Source organism: Aestuariibacter sp. A3R04, assembly GCF_018860805.1.
Taxonomy (GTDB): domain Bacteria; phylum Pseudomonadota; class Gammaproteobacteria; order Enterobacterales; family Alteromonadaceae; genus Alteromonas.
Window position 1 is genome coordinate 580,043 of the sequence record NZ_JAHKQR010000001.1, and the last position, 18,492, is coordinate 598,534.

Genomic DNA, 18,492 nt, shown 5'->3' on the forward strand with positions numbered 1-18,492 from the left:
TCAGTGAGAAGTTCAGTAATAGCAGCAATATTGCTATGTATCGCACCTTTGCACGACAAAGCTTTTGCAGATCAACGTGGGTGTGAAAATGCTTATGCAATACCATCACAGTCAGCGTCGAAAACCTTATCGGAGCTTGCCAGAATTAACCAGGTCTCCATTATCTTTGCGCCTGAAGATGTTGAGAAATTATTAACCAATCCTGTCAATGGAATATACTGTGGAAAAGAGGCGGTTGACCGGGCGATTAGCAAACTACCTCTGCTGTTTTTACAAATCGGCGATAACTGGATAATAAAACGCAGTGAAGAGGTAAAAAGTGAGTCTATAGAAGTAAAAAGTGAGCCTATAGAAATAACACAGAAATTTGACAGACAGAATGCCATTGAAGAAATAATCGTAAAAGATCGTTATAGCGATTACATGGGTGAATCAATGCGAGATAAATATTTATCTCAACAAACTCTGGAAATTATTTTGTCAGACAATATATCCGATTTTTCGTCTTTAAATATCGGTGAGGCCATAGGGCGCGTAGCGGGTGTTTCAGTTCTCAGAGACCGAGGTGAAGCGCAGTTTCTGAGTGTCAATGGTTTGCCTTCAGAGTTTCATTTGTTGACTATCGATGATTTACCCATTGCAACCAATGAAAACGCTAGAAACTCCACTCAGTATGGCAACCGCTTTCATTATGATGTCTTCCCTGCGGAACTGGCTGCCTCTGTGGAGGTAAAAAAGACAAATTTAGCCACTGATATTCACGGCGGTATCGGTGGTAATGTTAACATCAAAACTTTTAGACCACTGCATAAGGAAGATTCAGTGTTTAGCGTTAACTCATCGCTTATTCATTCTGAATTGGCTGATGATTATGCAATGCAGCACTCCATAGGGTATACTTGGCTAAATGAAGACAAGTCGTTTGGAATAAATATAGGTACCACGTTTAATGAACGGCATGTCAGGCAGGACCGACTCTTTTTGTTTAACTGGCAGAATCAGAATAGCAACTTAAATCCGGACCATTTGTCGATTTACTTTGCATCAGGCATACGACCAACATTGGAGTCGGAGCAACGGAAACGCACGGGTATGAGTTTCGGTATTGATTGGGCATTCGACGACAATCGCATACTGACCGCTCAGGCATTGATTTTCGATCGCATTATTGACTATCAAGAATTCTCATACAGTGCTGACTATTCAATTGACTCTTTGCTTACAAACTCATTGGAGTGGCAAGGCAATCGTTTGATGGCGGGAAACTCTTTAAACGGGTCCGTACAAGTCGCAAGCGAAAGTGCGAGTTTGTTGGATAAAACAGAGTTAATTGATATCAGCTATCAATGGCATTTAAATAGCTGGAAAAATAAACTGAGATGGAATCAGTCTCAGGCCACAAGTACAACCCAAAACCCAATCAGGCGAACCCGATTTAGAATTGATGAAGGCGTAGATTTCAACTTTAACTTACAGCAGGACAATGAAAATCTGCCTTCTATTCGCTACAACAATATTTCTCTTACTGATTCGTCGTTTTTTCCGGGTCGCAGGTTAGAGTGGAGGGATATTGCGTCCAATGACAAACGCGAACATATTACGTTCAGTAGCACCAACGTGATGAATAGCGGGCATTTTGAATCACTCGTATTGGGTTTGGGGTATCACAATCATGTGCGAGACTACAGCAGAACAGATCGGATTTACAAAGCGCAATTTTTTCAAAAGTTCTTTCCAGAGTCATACTTTAATCTAGTTGATGTCGATTTCCTGTCCTCTTCAGATGCTGAACTCCCTCGAAGATGGATAACTCCTGATGAGGAAAAAATCTGGACAGAAATCATTTCACAAAATGAATTGCCAGTTTCTTCAAACAACTCAGATCTGTTACACAGCTATAAAATTGCAGAAAATACTTGGTCTGCACACGCCCAAGTTAATTTTGATGCCAAATCTTGGTGGGGCAATGCTGGAGTTCGTCTAGTATCGACTAACCAAAAAAATGAGGGATACTTTACTAACGAGAACCTGTTATCAACCAGCCCAAAGCCCATCGCGTTTGTTAATGATGACCTATATCTCTTGCCTTCCGCAAATCTGGCACTTGAATTAGGTGCACAATGGCAATTACGTGGCGCTGTTTCTCGCGCCATGAAAAGACCTGATGCGAAATATATCGCCCCAAGATTGACATTGAACTCTGGAGAGCAACTGGTTGCAACGGGAGGAAACCCCAATTTAAGGCCTGTTGAGAGTTGGCAGTTAGATTTTTCATTAGAACAGCATCGTGCAAATTCTAGTTTCTATGGCGGTAGCTTTTTTGTAAAACGGTTAAAAAATGTATTGCAAAGTGATGTGTCAAGGTTATTGCTGGGAGACAAGATCTATGATGTCACCAGCTATACTAACGGGGCCAAAGCCAATGTTTATGGATTGGTCTTATCTCTTCAAAAGCTTTTCTACTTCCCATCCCTGAACAATCGTTTGGGGGTTGAAGCAAACTATACTTACACTCATTCGGAGGCCACCTATCGCTATCCGGATAAGTCCGTTGAAGATAGCCTCACAGGCGTCGCTCCTCGCACCTTCAACATTCACTTGTTTCATGAAACCAGTCACTATTCGACACATGTGAATTACAGTTGGACAGATAGAATAAAGCTCAACACACCAACCAAAAACGAGCTAGAGAAATTCCAGTCAGCATTTGGCATGTTAGACATACGGGTAAACTATAAGCTGACCCAAAATAGTCAGTTGTATTTAGAAGTAAATAATGTGTTAGACAATGCCGAAACTGAGATTGTTTTGGAACAGCAGCTATCAAGATATTCTTATTACGGCAGAAACCTGACATTGGGTATTTCATTGCATTAAGATTATTTCACTATCAAAAAAACAGTCCAATAATACGCCAATACCCTGAAGAATCCGCGCTTAATAAAAACTCCGGTTACAAATCCAAGTGTTTAGGTTAGTCATCAACATTTTACAATTTTTGTGTGCGTGCTTTCAGATATTCAATTTTGATGGCCATTTTGTTTTTGCGGGGATGTTTTTTCAGGGCCCGGACTTTACCGGGGCGTTCGGCAATAAGCCATTCTGCATTCGTATCTTTAAGCTCTTCCCGCTTCTCTGCGCCCTAATAATCAGCATCGCCAGAGATGAATTCCTCGTCGCCGTTGCAACAGGTTTTTCAACTGATTCAGGTCATGTTCGTTGGCGGCAGTGGTTACAAGCGTATGCGTCAGGCCACTTTGGGCATCTACTCCGATATGGGCTTTCATACCAAAATGCCATTCATTGCCTTTCTTTGTCTGATGCATATCCGGGTCACGCTCATTCTTTTTATTTTTAGTAGAACTTGGCGCTTCAATAGTCGTGGCATCCACCAGTGTTCCCTGCGTCATCATCACAGGAAAGCTGCGCCGGTGTTTGAGGCGTTATATTTTTGGAGGTCATAGTATGTTCGGTTAGTTGACCAGTATATTTAGCTGGCTAGTTAATTTATTGGGGGAAAGTCCCTGACCCAGTTAAAGAAAAAATCATCGATATGATCGTCGAAACCTTCGAGGCCATGTTTAGGGAGTTTTTCCGCTCAAAGAAAAAAGCTCAGGAGGCTGCTAGTGAGTAATTTTAAAGATTTTGTGAAGTTCAGATCTGGGCACAAAGCAATTAGCCCTTCTTCATCTCAAAGCTTAACCACGCAAATAAGTGGATCTTTAGCTACTACGACAGTGCTGCCAGATATCGCATGCAGCACTTTGCTGTAGACGCGTCAATTAATATGCCTTAGCAGTTTTATAATACAGAGAGAATGGCGTTTTGCGCAGACTCTCTATATTCACGACCAATTCTAGGTGTATATGAAGGGTGGGGTGCTGATATTACCGTTGTTTTGAAATCGTCTTTTTGCAGGGTACCTACTGAAAAACTGAATGTTACTTTACCTCTCACTTCGTGATCTTGTATGTCCGTTAAGTTTGATGAGTGTAGCAGCCAATTCTTTGATGATGGGCTGTTAAAGCTTTTAGGAACAAGAACAACCTTTGGCTTAAAGTACTCGATTATCTGATTGTTCAGTTCGCAAGAAAATTGAATGGCTCTGTCTAAAAGCGCTTTATCGTATTTAGCCAACTGAGAAGTGAAGCTTTTAAAATCCTTACTTCCCCACAGTACTATGTTAGCCATGAGCGTTTTGTGTTCGCCAAACTGCTTATTGAATATCTCAGAGTAGAATTGCCACTTGTTATTTGGGTTGTTAATTGGATCCCACAATGGGGCGTTCACACCATCGCTATTTTCGTATGCTTCGCTGAAGTTATCGTTCATCGCCTGTTGCACAAAACCCTCATAGTGGGAAGGGGAGGAAGGAGTCAAAATGGCGTCGAGCGATTCAGGAACATTTGGGTTTGAGCCTAACCAAATTACATCAACTGATTCGGTTTTGAGCTTACTTAATACTTTCGCTGTCTCTATTTCTCCAAAGATAGAGCCTCTAAACGGTATCGAATAAGAGCCTGTACCTCGCTTGAGTGCTTCATTGTCCTGGTTTTTTACAAAGTCAGAAATACTATTGTTTATTATTTCAAATATATTCAACGTCACGTCTCTATGGTTTGCTTGCGTAGTCTCTACTGAGCGTCTTTTTAGCTTCTTCGCAAGGTTTTTATGAAGTAAAGATGCGGTAATGCTTATCAAGCTTCCAAGTGCATTGACTCGGTATAAGGTTAAACTTGTCACATACCAAGGTTTGAAACTCAATGCTCTCTACGACTTTTCTGTCTGCATATATCTTAAAAAATTTTGAGTTTCCAGAGTAAATCACTCTGCCTCTGCTGATTTCTTGATATTCAACAGCAAGGAGCTCAGGAAAACACGGAAGGTAAATTCTATGCTCTTCCCACTCCATTTGATGGCTAAAGTCACAGTCATAAAGTGAAAGGCTATCCGGTTTTGCTCTATTCAAAGGCATTGCTTTTGCAATTACCGTCGACTTGTAGACCCAAAAAATACCAATATGAGGCAGCTTAGTTTTCATCTTGTATATCTCCAACATGTTGACGTCACCCAACAGTCTTGGCAGAGATCTACAACCCTTTAATTATTTTGAATTTGCTGCTGAAGTGAGCGCTATTTGTCCACTTCCCTTAAACTGAGACAGACTTAATTGCATTGAAAATCCGCGTGTCCCTGTGGCTGCGCCGCGCGTTACAATCCCGGGTCGAGGCATCATTTCTCAGGAAGCCCTGCTGAAAATGCGGGGCTTTTTTGATTTCTGGTGCCGCTACAATCATTTTCAAATACTAAACGCATTTATCGACAGTTGTAGGCATTGCTCGGCGTCGTGTGCTTTTAAACGATTCATCGTTGTGAAGCTTGCTTTAATCAGCCATCAGTTGTTTTATCCTGGGAGCCATCACTTCCGCCCAAACTTCATAGCCCTGTTGATTTGGGTGAAGCAAGTCTGGCATCAACCGGGCTTTTACCTGGCCTTTATCATCTAAAAAGATCTGATTGATATTTAAATAATAGATATGTTTTCCATCATCTAATTGAGAAATTAACTTGTTGATATGATCATTGCGTTTACGCATATCATTAAATGGAGACAGGTTTCGGGGAAAAATGCCAAGCAAAAGCACTTTTGATTCAGGCATACGGCTGCGAATTTCAGAGACGATTTTTTTTATTCCCTCGGCTGTGTGTTCTGCCGGATCCATTCTGTGGCCAGTGTTATTGGTGCCTATCATCAAGACGGTTAATTTCGGTGATAAATTATCAAACGCGCCATTTTCAATCCGCCAAAGCACATGTTCTGTTCTGTCACCACTAAAGCCTAGGTTGAATGCCTTACTGTTTTTAAAGTATTTGTTCCACACGGGTAAACCACCATTTTCCCAGCCATGGGTGATGGAGTCTCCTAACATAAGTAGTTCGACATCTGAATTTTTTGCGGCTTCGAGTTTTTCCTGATGCCTTGGTTTCCACCATTGCACTGCCCAGTCAGCTGTTTGTTCCACTGGTGTGAGGCTATAAATTGGTTGTACTCCCGTTTCGTCATGTGAAAAGACTGAAGATGAAAAAGCAAAGCCAGATAAAAGCATGAGTTTTAAGATTGATTTCATATGATTATCAATTTGTTAAAAAATTGTGTTAAACGTAACGCGAGTATTCCTTGCTCTGTAAGTTAACGCAAGTTGTAACATGTCACAAATAGAGTGAATTTTCTGCCCGCAAAAAAACAATCGCTTCCGTCAAGCCTTGCAAGACTCTGTCTGTCAGTGGGGCGCATAGGCACACACTTGCCCCCATAAATTTGTGTTTTACAACGCGACTCATGGGTTGGTTGAGTTTGTGGAAGAAGCACTGTGTGTGTTTATTACTCATCACCAGTTTTACAATACTGAGAATGATGTTCAAACTCACCTTGTACTATTGGAATAGGCCCGTGTGTGATTTAAGTTCTGTGTTAATACGGCAAAATCAAAATGTTGTTGCGGGGTAGGCTGTTAAATAGCTGACTGGATGTACGGCATCACGCTGCTAATTCGCCCTCGCTTAATAAGCGTTGTCAACGGGTTTCTAAGATAGTCGATAGACGCAACAGCTTGACTCTATTACAATCAGCAGCCTGTCTGAGGTCGGTCAAGTAAATGAAAATATTACGCTTTTGGTATAAAGAATTTCCACAGTTTCCGATAACGCATCGCGATTACTGGCGTGTGGTATTAGTATTTCATTGTCTGCTTATTGCCAGTGTAGTGCCTCTAATACTCTGTGTTATCAATGTACTATTTTTCAGTAGCTATGACTTGGCGCTGTTCGATGCTGCTATCAGTGGGATTAGTTTTCTCGCTTATATGTGGTTTCGCAGTACGGGAAACGTCATAGTTGCCTCCATCTGCATCGCTGTGACAGTTACCGTGGCCATATGTCTATTCGTTTACCTCACGAAGGGATATTCTCATTCTGTGGTATGGATGTTGGTTATTCCGCCTATCACCTATTTCCTTGTAGGTAGAAGATGGGGAACCGTTTACAGTGGGCTTGCCTTTATGTTCTGTGCTTACATTGTTTATCAGCAGGTTGGTGTAGATTTTCCTAAGCCTCAGGGAATGGGGGCATTTTTAAACGTGGTGGAAGCTTGCACGGTCATTGTTTTACTGTTTCGGTTCTATGAAAAAACGCGCTCACAAGCTTATTTGCAATTACAAGAGCGTAACACTTTAGTGACGGAGCTTGCGCAAACAGATCGTCTTACAGGCCTGTATAACCGCGAAAAATTTGATTGTGAGCTCAAGCAAGGTCAGCATTCAGCGTTGTGTCTATTGCTTGTGGATGTCGATCACTTTAAAAAGATTAACGATACTTATGGACACCTCAAAGGTGATGAAGTACTTAAAAGTATGGCCCGAATCTTACAGGCGCAAGTGAGAAGCGGCGATGTCGTCGCTCGTTGGGGCGGCGAAGAGTTTGCGATTTTACTGCAAGACACCACCCAGGAACACGCTTTCGCGCTAGCTGAGCGCATTCGAGAAACTATCTGTTCCACCAAAATAGCTGGCCTTTCAATAAGCGTAAGTGCTGGCCTTGCCGTGTCGAACACGTCTGTGTATGAGCCAGATAAGCTGTTGAGAAGGGCAGATAAAGCGTTGTATCAGGCAAAATCCGGCGGCAGAAATCGCGTGGTGGCGGCGTAAACGAAGTTAGGTCTTTACCCAAGTGCCTCAGAGGCGGTTTCCCGCCTCTGTATGGTATTGATATGCAGTTTACTCTACACCAACCACAGCTTCAGACGTGGAGGAGTTATAGAGTGATGCGGCATTATCGGTATCTAACGAGTCACCCTCAAGAAACGACTCAAAATCATCCATAAAGACTGGCGTTGTACCATCGGTATCTGAGTAGATGGTGAAGTTATCCACTGATACCACACCCGTGTCAGGTCTCGTACCGCTGTTATCTCCAAAGCGCACTGCGATGTGTGTAACACCACCTACGGAGTTGTTGTCTGGCGTGAACCCGTCAGTGGTCATTTTTACTCCGTCAACTTCAACGGTGACCAGAGGGTTCACTTCCAGATTACCTTCAGGGTATTCCCATGTCACGACTACGTTCATAAACTGGTCGAGTACGACAGTAGGAGCAGAGGTATCTACATCACTTGGGCTGCGAACGCCGAAGCTATCGTCTCTGATACGCAGGTCCAAAATGGCGCCGTCGTTGTTTGTTGCTGAGTTAAACAGTGTGATAAACGCATCACCGTCGCCCAAATCATCGTCAAGACGTTTAATTGCCACTTCAAATCGACCTTGGGCTAACGGGCCATCATCACCCAGCGCATATCTTAGTTCACCCGTATCTGAGGCATCTGTGTCGCGGATTTCGGCGAACTTGTTACCTTCTGTACCCGGGCCACCGTCTTCACCAATGGTTTCTACCGTTGCTTCTGAGGTGCTTGAGTTGTACTCAGAGGCCGGGTTGTCAGTATCCAGTGAATCGCCATCAAGATAGGATTCAAAGTCATCAGAGAAGACTTCCGTCGTACCATCGGTGTCTGAGTAAATTACCAGGTCATCAACGATAAACGTACCTGTGTCCGCTCTTACACCGCTGTTGTCACCAAATCTGAAGGCTACATGAGTAACGCCGCCTGTTGAGTTGTTATCTGGGGTGAAGCCTTCTGCAGTGAAGCTGACACCATCAATTTCAACAGTCACCAGTGGTGTAGTTTCCAGATTACCCTCCGGGTATTCCCAGGTGATAACAACATCCATGAACTCATCTAAAAAGACAGTTGCTGCAGAGGTATCCACGTCGCCAGGACTGCGTACGCCGAAGCTGTCGTCTCTGATACGCAGGTCTAAGATGGCACCATCGTTGTTGGTTGCTGAGTTGAACAACGTGATAAAGGCATCGCCGTCACCGAAATCGTCATCCAGTCGCATAACTGAAGCCGTTACTCTACCAGCAGCAAGCGGGCCGTCATCGCCAAGGGCATACCGTAATTCGCCGGTGTCACTGTCGCTCGTATCTCTAATGACGGCGACTTTATTGGCACCACCTGTGTCACCACCCACACCTGATATGGTAATATCAACCTCGGCAGTGGTGCCATCAACAGAGGATATGGTGATGGTGTCTGTTACGCGATCGCCACTTACCAGTGCTGCGATGGTGGGGTTCGCTGTATCTAAGGTGTAAGTCCATGAACCGTCCGCCATGATGGTAAACATACCGTAAGTACTCACGGTGGATGCAGGAACAATGAATGCTTCGCCAGCATCCGGGTCAAGTACACTGACTATACCCGTTACCGGGTCAACCGCATCACTTGTTATGGCGCCTTTTAAGTCAAAGAAGACTGCAGGCGTTGGCTCAGCTTCACCATCACCCACATCAAATACCACAACTTCAGAGTAAATCGCCAGGCTGTATTGGCTGGTATCGCCGTCCAGGGTCTCGCCCACCGCGTAACTTTCGAAGTCATCTTCAAATACGGCGGTAGTGCCATCTGTATCTGAATATACGGCAATGTTGTCAACATAGAATGAACCAAATGGAATGGTTCTGTCGTTATCACCAAATCTGAATTGAACGGTTTTAACACCATCGACGAACCATTGATCCAAATCTGTAAAGTCGGAATCAACGACTGCTGCCGTTGAGAACGAACCGCCACCGATGACTTCACCGTTAATACTCACGGTCAGCTGTTCGGCATTGTCCATGTCCCAGGTAATTTCTACATCATAAAACTGTTCTTCAACAAATGGCGCGGTAATGATAGAACCCGGGTATGCATCGCTATCAGTATTTCGAACCAAGAAGCGAGGCTCAATAGGAAGACCTGTGCTGTCGGTTTGATTGCCCTGAATACGCAAGTCGATCAGAGACTCACTTGAACTACCTGAGCTACCGTAAAGGGTGATATAGGCATCTTTAATGTTGCCATCGCTACCAAGGGCTTCTTCTTTCGAGAAAGACGCCATTAGTTTACCCTGACGCAAGTTATCTACGCTGAATCTGATTTCACCAGTATCACTACCCGTATCCGAGAGCTTCACAACCTGGGTTAATGCTGCCACGCGAATTGCAATCTCGGCGGTGGTACCATCAACAGATTCAATGGTAACGTAATCACGCACTGAGTTGCCCACTTCCAGGTTGGCCACGGTTTCATTTGTAAGGTCAACGGTATACGACCATTCCCCATTTTCAGCAATGCTGAATGAACCATAATCAAGAGCAACGTCAGTTTGTGCAACAACCGCATCTTCTAAGAAGTTTGGGTCATCAATCGTTACAATGCCGGTCAGTGGATCTGTTGCCGTATTTTCAACCGTACCTTCCAAAGTTCCACCAATGATGGCGGCTACTGGCGTGTTGTTGTAGCCAATGGCTGCACCAACGAGGTCGAGCAATGACTCGTCCACATCCCCCGCAACAGCAGAGGTAGTTTGCAAGCTGATTTGCGCCATTTCGAGCGCATCAAGGTTGTCTTGAGTGAACGTCCCATCTGCTAAATCGGCGGCGAGTTCGGACAGTAGAGCAGCCATATCATTGTCGGCATCGTTGGCATCCAGGGTAGACAAAAGCGCGAGTACGGAACCATATCTGTCTGCATTTTCAGCGCCATCTGCACCTAATGGTGTGACACCGACAGCAGTAGGCGGCACCTCGGTGGCGTCAAAACGAATACCAAAACGCAGGTGATAGGCCGCTGCGACATCAGCGTAAGTATTAAGGTCTGAACCTGCCCCTTGCACCGCCATTTCAGTTAACGGTGATATCACATAGGTGGGGGCCGGTGTATCTTCATCACCTTCAACTACATTGAGTACGGAACGCATTGCGGGAGCGTCTAAGGTGTTGCCTGTGGCTTCGTCAACATAGGTTCCACCTGTACAGGATACCAGGCCGTTTCCTTCAAAGTGTACGTCTGTAAAAGTAACGCTTCCGGTTTCATCGGTTGTTGAAGATGCCTGAGCCGGTGTTACTGCTGCGCCACTGTCGTCTATGGCAAAAATTTCACAACTTGCGCCACTTACCGGGCCTTTGACAACCTTGGCCGTGACATTAAGCGTGGGATTAACCGTTGAGGTTGATGCACCAACGCCTTCAGTGAAGCCTGCTTCATCGGTATAGTTTGCCGATACAGAAATTACCGAACCTTCGTCGGCCTCGGTAATGGTGTAAGATGAGCCAGTAGCGCCAGTAGACCACGCGTAGGTCAGTGTATCTGCGATAATGCCATCAGGATCGCTTGCTGTTGCAGTGAGCGTAACGCCAGCAATAAATTCGCCTCCCGAAATGGTAATACTTCCGCGACTATTACTGTCCAACTCCGCGTCGTCATCGCCTCCACACCCTACTAAGGCCGTTGCGGCTATGACTGGTACAAGTAACTTTTTAACCATGCTTTCTACTCCTGAAAGTTCCAGTTCCCAAGTGTTGCTCTACTTGTTAAATGCGATGGCAAATACGCACATCCGGCACACCTGAGTGGATATGCCAAAAGGGTTGTTGTGACTTTTGACATATCCAAAATGTTTAAATTGTTTGTTTTAACTCTTGTCGAATTAAAAAAATTCGCTGCTACACATCATTAATATTTAAAGCTGATACCGGCGAACAAGCGCGGGCCGTAATCGCTAACCTGGCCAGTGTTACCAAGTACATAGAAGTCATCAGAGCGAGGTTCGCTAAACAGGTTGATGGCTTCTACTTTCACGCGAACGTGTTTGTTGATTTTGTAAGATGCGCGGGCTTCCCACACACCTACGTCGTTAACAAAACGAAGCCGTGTGCCGTTACTTGTGTATGGTTGGAAGTATTCGCTACGGTATTTGTAGATAAGCGCAGTATCAAAATCACCCACCTGGTAATAGATCTGGCCGCTAAATACGTGCTCAGAAAATCCAGGAACAGAACCAGGAGGCACAATACCTTCTGTAAGTTGTGTGGTAACGCCGTCTAAATCAGTCTCAAACGTAGTACCGTAATTACTGTCTTCAAACTCAAAGTCAGTGTCTGCATAGTTGTAGCCCAATTTAACGCCAATACCACTTTCCCAGCGGTAGGCGACAGAGACTTCGATTCCAGTCAGGCTGCTCGAATCGTCGGTTGTCACTGAATTGGTGATGGGTAGCGCGATGTCTTCACCATTTACGACGAAGGTTTCCAATTGCGTTTGTTGTTGGAAGCCACCATTGAACTGCTTGTGATACAAGCCGAATGCAAAAATAGAGTCTTCATTGGGATACCATTCAACAGCCACATCATAATTCCACGACATGAGCGGCTGAAGGTCAGGATTACCAGAGCCATTAACGCCCACTAAAAGGTCGCTGATGGTGGTTGGGTCGGCGCCCAGATCTTCAATGAAGTCGCGGCTGTAACCCATATCCGATGGGTCGGCTCGTGACATACCACGATACATACCCACTCTTAACAAGATGTCATCGGTGTAGTCTACAACCAGGTTGAAACTCGGTAAGATTTCCGTGTAGTCACCGCCGCCGACAACGCGTTCGATGTTATCCGGGCTTCTGGATAGCTGGAGTATGCCGTTTTCATCAGCAGTAATTTCAATGGCTTGTCTAAAGCCGATAGACGTAACTTCGGTGTCTACTACGCGAACACCGAAGTTACCACGAATAAATTTACCGAACATTTCAGTGTCATAGCTTGCCATCAGGTACGCTGCGGTGGTTTTTTCCGTCACGTCTACTGTACCGGAATTCTCGTATACCACCTCTGGGTAACCGAACTCGGCACCTTCAGATACAGCCACTGCTTTAGAGAAGCAAACGTTGTCATAGGTTGCCCACGAAGACCCTGTGCCACTGCTTACCACGTTACCTGCACTGTCCACATGGGTAATGAGGTCGCCGTCAGAGACATTTGACAAGAATTCAGTTTCCGGGAAGTCAATCTGGCACCCTTCAAGTACATCAATGGCAGATGTCACACTTTCATCTAAATTGTATTCGTTTCTTGAGCCATTCCCTTGGGTTCCACCGAACTGAATAAAAGTGAGCTCAGATCGTCTGACGCCACCCTGAATGCTGCTAAAGGTATCCCCACCTAAGAAGTATTCAAAATCCAGCCTTGCACCCATAATTTCATTTTCACGCACATTTTCACGGTCTAAACGAGTACGCAAGCTGTCAGTGAAGTTGGAGATATCCGTTACATCAAAATCAGTGACTGTCAGGTTGGGGATATATTCTCCCATGTCCCAGGAGAAAAACGGGCGTCCGCTGGTACGACCGCGGTTGGATATTTGCAATTCTTCACGTTTGGTCTGGGAATAGCTGAAATCGGCCTCAATAACCAAATCATCACTAAAGGAATGCTCGATGTTTAACCCGTAACCACGATAGTTTTCTTCACGTGAGAACTGCTCACCGGCTGACTCAAAACGCTCTTCACCTTCCCAATGCAAAATTCCGCCCACTGAGTTGGTAATTAAATTTTCACCGGTTACGCCTGGGGTAACGCGCTTTTGCAAGAAGAGTAAATCGTGACGAGCCTCGGATTGCACCCGGTCAGAAATTTGGGCGTCGAAGTTGATGTCCCAGCTGTCTGAGGGTCTAAACTGCAAACCGATGAATAGTGCATCCCGTTCGTCAGATGTTTCATTTTGACGGAAGCTTCGGCTGGAACCCGTCCAGGCATAAGGAGTACCGGCGTCTTGCGCACGCCCGGTTTCCGGGTCAATGCTATTTTGATAACCCTGGTTGTTGCTACCGGCGACCTGATCTTCACAATCCCCGGCTGAGCTGCGGAAAAAACCTTCATTGCTATTGGTTGGATCATTCAAACAAGCCCACAGAGAAGAACCCGTTGGGCTGGAACTGCGGTATTCAGCTTCCGGTTGACTGATATCCTGCTTTTGAATACCAATTGATAAACCAAGCTCCTGACCACTTTCAAACTCAAATTGGTCAACATAGCTGACAGTACCCCGATAGCCCAGGTCGCTATGTAGTGAATTATCAACATTGAACTCGTCTGGGTTGGCATTTAACTTAAATTCAGTCTGAAAACGCTGCTTACCAAAATCCAGTGGTTTCAATGTTTCTAAGGTGATAACACCTGCCACACCACCTTCAATCATTGATGCATCCTGGGTTTTATAGATGCCCACTTTCTTCATGAGCTCGGAAGGAAATTGAGAGAAGTTAACAGAGCGGTCACCACTGCCGTTAGTGGCTTCCCGACCATTGATATGCGTTGCACTCAAAAATGGGCCTAAACCACGGATGGTAATCTCAGTTGCGCCACCGTTTTCACGGTGAGAGGAGGCGCCGGTGATAGATTCCAGTGCTTCACCAATTGACAGTGCAGGAAGGTCGCCAATATCTTCAGCTGACAGGCCATCAAGTACTGTTGTAGATTCACGCTTAATGGCAATTTGATCCTGAATCGTTTTTCGTGAGCCAACAACGTCGATAACCTCAACATTGTCATCTGCAGTTGTTTGACTTTCGGCTTCTTGCGCTGTTGCAGTAAAAGCAATGGAACTGGCTACCGAAGCGATGGCAGCAGCTTTTACCAATTTGGCAACGGGTGAAAGTCTGAAGTGCTCTTCCTGATAGCTCAAACCCCTGTGTTTCCCTGATATCACCGACATATCATTTTCTCCGATGTTAATAGTGCGAGCAATTAATGGTATTACTGTTATTTAGTTGTTATTCAATTGTTGCGGATAATATAAACAAACCTGACCAAATTAACAACCAATTGTTGTTTTCGTCATTACCAATAGGGTTTACCAATGTTTGGGGGTTTTTAGGCAAATAAGATTGATAGGTTACTTAATGTGACTGTATTGGTTGGGCAATTACAAAATGGTCTGTAGACCATGAGTGCAACCGGTGAACCCAGCGCAATTAACCTGCTCCTTAAAGTGGCCCCAAAAATGAAAATTTTGCTAAACCAACAGACAAACCGTTATATCAGGGAAAAACAAGTGGCCACACTTGTGTGGTAGCGGCATAGCACGTCAGTAGGAAGCGCAGCGCATTTTCTTTATGGCTGCTTTTGTGATTGGCATTGCTAATACTCGGCAGTGTTATCGCGCTATGGGTAGAATTGACAAACTGCCGCGTGTCAACAGCAGTTTTGAAGGAATGACATTTCTGTTCTAAAAAGTACAGGCTTTATTGTGCGAACCTTTATCAAACACTCAATTGCATCAGTTGCTCAATGAATTTGCAAGGGAGGCTATGCAAGAGAACGTATTCGAACAAGGTTATAGCGAGCCGGATCCGCTGGGTCTCCGGCTCATTTCCATGCAGCGACTACTCGCCGTTTTGCACGGGCATTTTACCCGAATCGAGGTTTTCCCAGCCGTGACCGTTGAATGGATCAACACCTAACTGCTGCATGATGTACGGAAAATCTACGTTAACCCAGTTATCTACAATTTTTCCGTCGACCACTTTCCAAAAGTCCATGTAGCGGATTTCTACCCGTTTACCTGTGGGCTCAATACCCATAAAAGTACCGGTGTGAACCGCTTCCTGACGACCAAATGCTGCACACCATTCACCCTGTGTTACACGGGCTTCATCAATACAAACTTTGTCAGAAAAAGCGGCTTGAAACGGACGCTGCCAGTTGTCTTGGAACTCTTTCAACCCTTGTTTAAAGCCACAACCCGCATTGCCCATCCAGCGAAAATTCTCACTGAAAAAGCGGCCCATATTGTCTATATCATGGTCGTTTAAACCATCAACCATGGCATCAATTGTATCGATGGTTTCCTGCGTTTTTGATAAGTCGTTGTCTTTTGTAAGAATACCTTGTTCTGGACGAGAACCTTTCATCTGATATCTCCGTTAAGTGATAAGTACTTCATGTTGAATCCTGCTCGAACGCCGTGCTAGCGTTATACTGAGAAAGAGCGTGTACGTATAACGACAGAAAGAAAACTGGGCTAATCACATTGGTGATTGCCCAGTTTGTTGATTTTTGCATTCTGCGCGCAACACTAATGCCTATTCAAACTTGTACTGTAAGCTTACGCCGTAAGTGCGTGGATTGTTCCAGTTCGCTTGAATTGAATTAATTGGTAAACCGTTAAGTACCTGAGACTGAACTACTGCACGGGTTAGTACTGCTTCATCAGTTAGGTTGTTTGCAAAGAAGTCGATGTTCAGATTTTCGTTTACCTCCCAAGAAACGCGTGCTGTTACCATGGCGTGGGCATCCACTTTTGTTTCAGGAATATTGATATCAAACGCGTAGTGATCATCGACAAAATTAACGTGGAAATAAGGCGTTACATAACCGCCATTTTGCAATGCAAATTCATACCGAGCGCTTAAACCCAGTGTATAGTCTGGCGACATAGCTGGCGAGTAACCAGCAAAACTAAACTGACTGTTTGGATCATTGATATCCTGACGGCCGTCAACATTACCCAACCCTAGAAGCGGTTGCAGTTGTGAATTGCCCACTGCGAACTCATCAGCAAATTCTGCATTGAGTAGCGCAAGCGTTGCATTTAGGGTTAGTTCGCTAAGCGGACGCCATTCCAGGTCAGCTTCTAAGCCATAGGTATCTACTTTTCCACCGTTTTCATAGTATTCGAAGGTCGTGCTTACGCCTGTTGATACACATTGAGCAACGGTTAGGTCAGTGGTTGTGTCATTACACGAAACCGCGAAAAGCTGTGCTTTTACATCATCGTATTGGTTGGCAAACGCAGACACGTTAAAACGTACCGTGTTATCGAATAAAAAGCTCTTCAAGCCAATCTCGTATGATATTACTTCTTCGTTATCGTAGAGTGGATCGGCACCTCGCGCTACCACGCGGGCATCGTTTGCTCCACCTGTGCGATAGCCAGTAGCAGCGCTGGCATACACCATCATGTCTTTGGCAACATCAAACTCGTAAGCCAATTTCCACAATACTGCAGAGTCATCCCAATCCGGGATTGAATCGCCGGTAAAGGTTTTTTCGTCTTTGTTGTAGCGCAGTCCAACGAGCAGGCGGTTGCTATCGTTTAGCTGATAGCGAGCCTGACCAAATACTGCAATAGAGTCCACTTCGTGAGGATCATGATTTGGGTTGCCCCAAGAAGGAACAGTAATTGAGTCGGGTTCGCCGTTACCCGTAGTATCTTCGGGCCACAACCACTCCCAATCAGCTTCCTGTGAAAATAAATACAAGCCGGCTATCCAGGAAAAAGGGCTGTCACTTTCCACTGATGACAACTGAAGTTCGGTAGAGAATGCTTTTTGGTCGTCCTGACGACCAAAACCACCAACAAAATCTACGCCGCCGTCGCTATAATCGTTGTCGTAAAATTGTTCGCCCGAAAGCTCTGAGTAATTGGTCGTCCACTTTGCATTGGCCCAGTCCATAACCCAATCCAGGGTGAGGGTGGCCGACCATGCCTCCTGGTTGTCAAAAGACACCGCGTTTCTGTAAACATCATATGGACCCTCATCATCACGTTCGGCGTTTGCCGGCTGATAAATGTGCCCCGGTGTTACAGTTGCGTTAGGGTTATAAATGCCTGACCCTGGCGTTGTTTCGGAAATTTGATAACCAGCAGTTTGCTGGTAACCCCAGATGGCTTCTGAATTCGCATCTTTTTTGCTGTAGTCGACCCGGAGCAAGGCTGTAAAATCATCCGAAAATTCGTACTTTGTGGTATTGCGAAGATAGAATTGGTTTTTTTCACGTAAATCATCTGAAGAGCCGGGCAGGAAGTGATTTTCAATCATACCGTCGTGACGGTCGTGGCTCATGACAAAACGGGTCGCTGCTTTTTCACTTAGGGGGACATTCAATACCGCTTCATAAGCTGAACGATCAAAACTGCCATGGGTTACCTTCACTGACCCACTGGTGTAATCGAGTTCCGGTTGCTTAGATATCACGTTTATACTTCCGGCAAACGTGTTTCTCCCATACAAAGTGCCCTGTGGACCTCTTAATACCTCGATGCGTTCAACATCAACATATGCGCCTAGTCCACCGGTTGTGGTAGGTACGTAGATGCCGTCTTGGAAAATACCAACCACTTGTTCAGCAATACCGGTTCCCGCAACGCCTACTTCATTGGTGCGGGCACCCCGCATAGCCGGGCGAACTTCACCACCTGAGCTTCCTATTCTCAAACCGGGAACGACATTTTCAAGGCCACTGATGTTTTCAATGCCATTGCGAACTATGTCGTCTGCGCCTAAGGCACTTACAGAAGACGAGACTTCCTGTAAGTCCTGAGCTTGTCTGTTAGCCGTAACTTCAATGCGCTCAACGCCGTCTGTTTGCGTTTCGTTTGCAGGTGTTGCTTGCTGCGCATTAGCGCAAAAGCTAACACCAATGAGAAGTGCACTTTGGATGGCACGGGAGAGGTAAGTTGTATGGTACTTTCGTTGATCTTGATTCATCGTGATGGTTCCCGGATTAATAAAACCTTATATGCAGTAACCTGTTGTAGTTCTGCGTTTTTCAAACCTT

Annotated in this window: 9 protein-coding genes and 1 pseudogene; 2 read left to right on the plus strand and 8 right to left on the minus strand. The window is 45.1% G+C overall.

Annotated features, from left to right (window positions below):
• Positions 1–3 precede the first annotated feature (3 nt).
• Positions 4–2,877 (plus strand): TonB-dependent receptor, encoded by a 2,874-nt coding sequence (locus KO518_RS02485; protein WP_216024217.1) that lies wholly within the window; start codon positions 4–6, stop codon positions 2,875–2,877.
• Between the two features lie 130 nt (positions 2,878–3,007).
• On the opposite strand, the pseudogene KO518_RS02490 reads toward KO518_RS02485, so the two are convergent.
• The 4 genes and pseudogenes from KO518_RS02490 to KO518_RS02505 form a co-directional block, all read right to left on the minus strand.
• Positions 3,008–3,416 (minus strand): annotated as a pseudogene (locus tag KO518_RS02490) (IS5 family transposase); the annotation flags it as partial.
• A 385-nt stretch (positions 3,417–3,801) separates the two neighbouring features.
• Entirely contained in the window at positions 3,802–4,608 is an 807-nt protein-coding gene (locus KO518_RS02495) for a hypothetical protein (RefSeq protein ID WP_216024405.1), read from the minus strand.
• A gap of 61 nt (positions 4,609–4,669) precedes the next feature.
• Complete coding sequence (locus KO518_RS02500; RefSeq protein ID WP_252735752.1) at positions 4,670–5,041, minus strand: hypothetical protein; 372 nt, start codon at positions 5,039–5,041, stop codon at positions 4,670–4,672.
• A gap of 343 nt (positions 5,042–5,384) precedes the next feature.
• The gene (locus tag KO518_RS02505; RefSeq protein ID WP_252735754.1) at positions 5,385–6,128 is read right to left on the minus strand and encodes a platelet-activating factor acetylhydrolase IB subunit; all 744 of its coding nucleotides are present in this window, start codon (positions 6,126–6,128) and stop codon (positions 5,385–5,387) included.
• A gap of 528 nt (positions 6,129–6,656) precedes the next feature.
• On the opposite strand from KO518_RS02505, the gene KO518_RS02510 reads away from it, so the two are divergent.
• Entirely contained in the window at positions 6,657–7,703 is a 1,047-nt protein-coding gene (locus KO518_RS02510) for a GGDEF domain-containing protein (RefSeq protein ID WP_252735755.1), read from the plus strand.
• Between the two features lie 69 nt (positions 7,704–7,772).
• On the opposite strand, the gene KO518_RS02515 is transcribed toward KO518_RS02510, so the two are convergent.
• The 4 genes from KO518_RS02515 to KO518_RS02530 all read right to left on the minus strand — a co-directional run bounded on the left by KO518_RS02515 (position 7,773) and on the right by KO518_RS02530 (position 18,422).
• On the minus strand, positions 7,773–11,423 hold the full coding sequence (locus tag KO518_RS02515; RefSeq protein WP_216024219.1) for a VCBS domain-containing protein: 3,651 nt from the start codon (positions 11,421–11,423) through the stop codon (positions 7,773–7,775).
• Between the two features lie 188 nt (positions 11,424–11,611).
• The gene (locus tag KO518_RS02520) at positions 11,612–14,644 is read right to left on the minus strand and encodes a TonB-dependent receptor (RefSeq protein WP_216024220.1); all 3,033 of its coding nucleotides are present in this window, start codon (positions 14,642–14,644) and stop codon (positions 11,612–11,614) included.
• 670 nt (positions 14,645–15,314) lie between these two features.
• Positions 15,315–15,842 carry an ester cyclase gene (locus KO518_RS02525; RefSeq protein ID WP_216024221.1) on the minus strand — a complete coding sequence of 176 codons (528 nt, stop codon included), beginning with the start codon at positions 15,840–15,842 and terminating at the stop codon, positions 15,315–15,317.
• 171 nt (positions 15,843–16,013) lie between these two features.
• On the minus strand, positions 16,014–18,422 hold the full coding sequence (locus KO518_RS02530) for a TonB-dependent receptor (RefSeq protein WP_216024222.1): 2,409 nt from the start codon (positions 18,420–18,422) through the stop codon (positions 16,014–16,016).
• Positions 18,423–18,492 lie beyond the last annotated feature (70 nt).

Coding starts and splice junctions, on each gene's coding strand:
- KO518_RS02500 (WP_252735752.1), bottom strand. CDS start 5,041: ATGAAAACTAAGCTGCCTCATATTGGTATTTTTTGGGTCTACAAGTCG.
- KO518_RS02505 (WP_252735754.1), bottom strand. CDS start 6,128: ATGAAATCAATCTTAAAACTCATGCTTTTATCTGGCTTTGCTTTTTCA.
- KO518_RS02510 (WP_252735755.1), top strand. CDS start 6,657: ATGAAAATATTACGCTTTTGGTATAAAGAATTTCCACAGTTTCCGATA.
- KO518_RS02515 (WP_216024219.1), bottom strand. CDS start 11,423: ATGGTTAAAAAGTTACTTGTACCAGTCATAGCCGCAACGGCCTTAGTA.
- KO518_RS02520 (WP_216024220.1), bottom strand. CDS start 14,644: ATGTCGGTGATATCAGGGAAACACAGGGGTTTGAGCTATCAGGAAGAG.
- KO518_RS02525 (WP_216024221.1), bottom strand. CDS start 15,842: ATGAAAGGTTCTCGTCCAGAACAAGGTATTCTTACAAAAGACAACGAC.
- KO518_RS02530 (WP_216024222.1), bottom strand. CDS start 18,422: ATGAATCAAGATCAACGAAAGTACCATACAACTTACCTCTCCCGTGCC.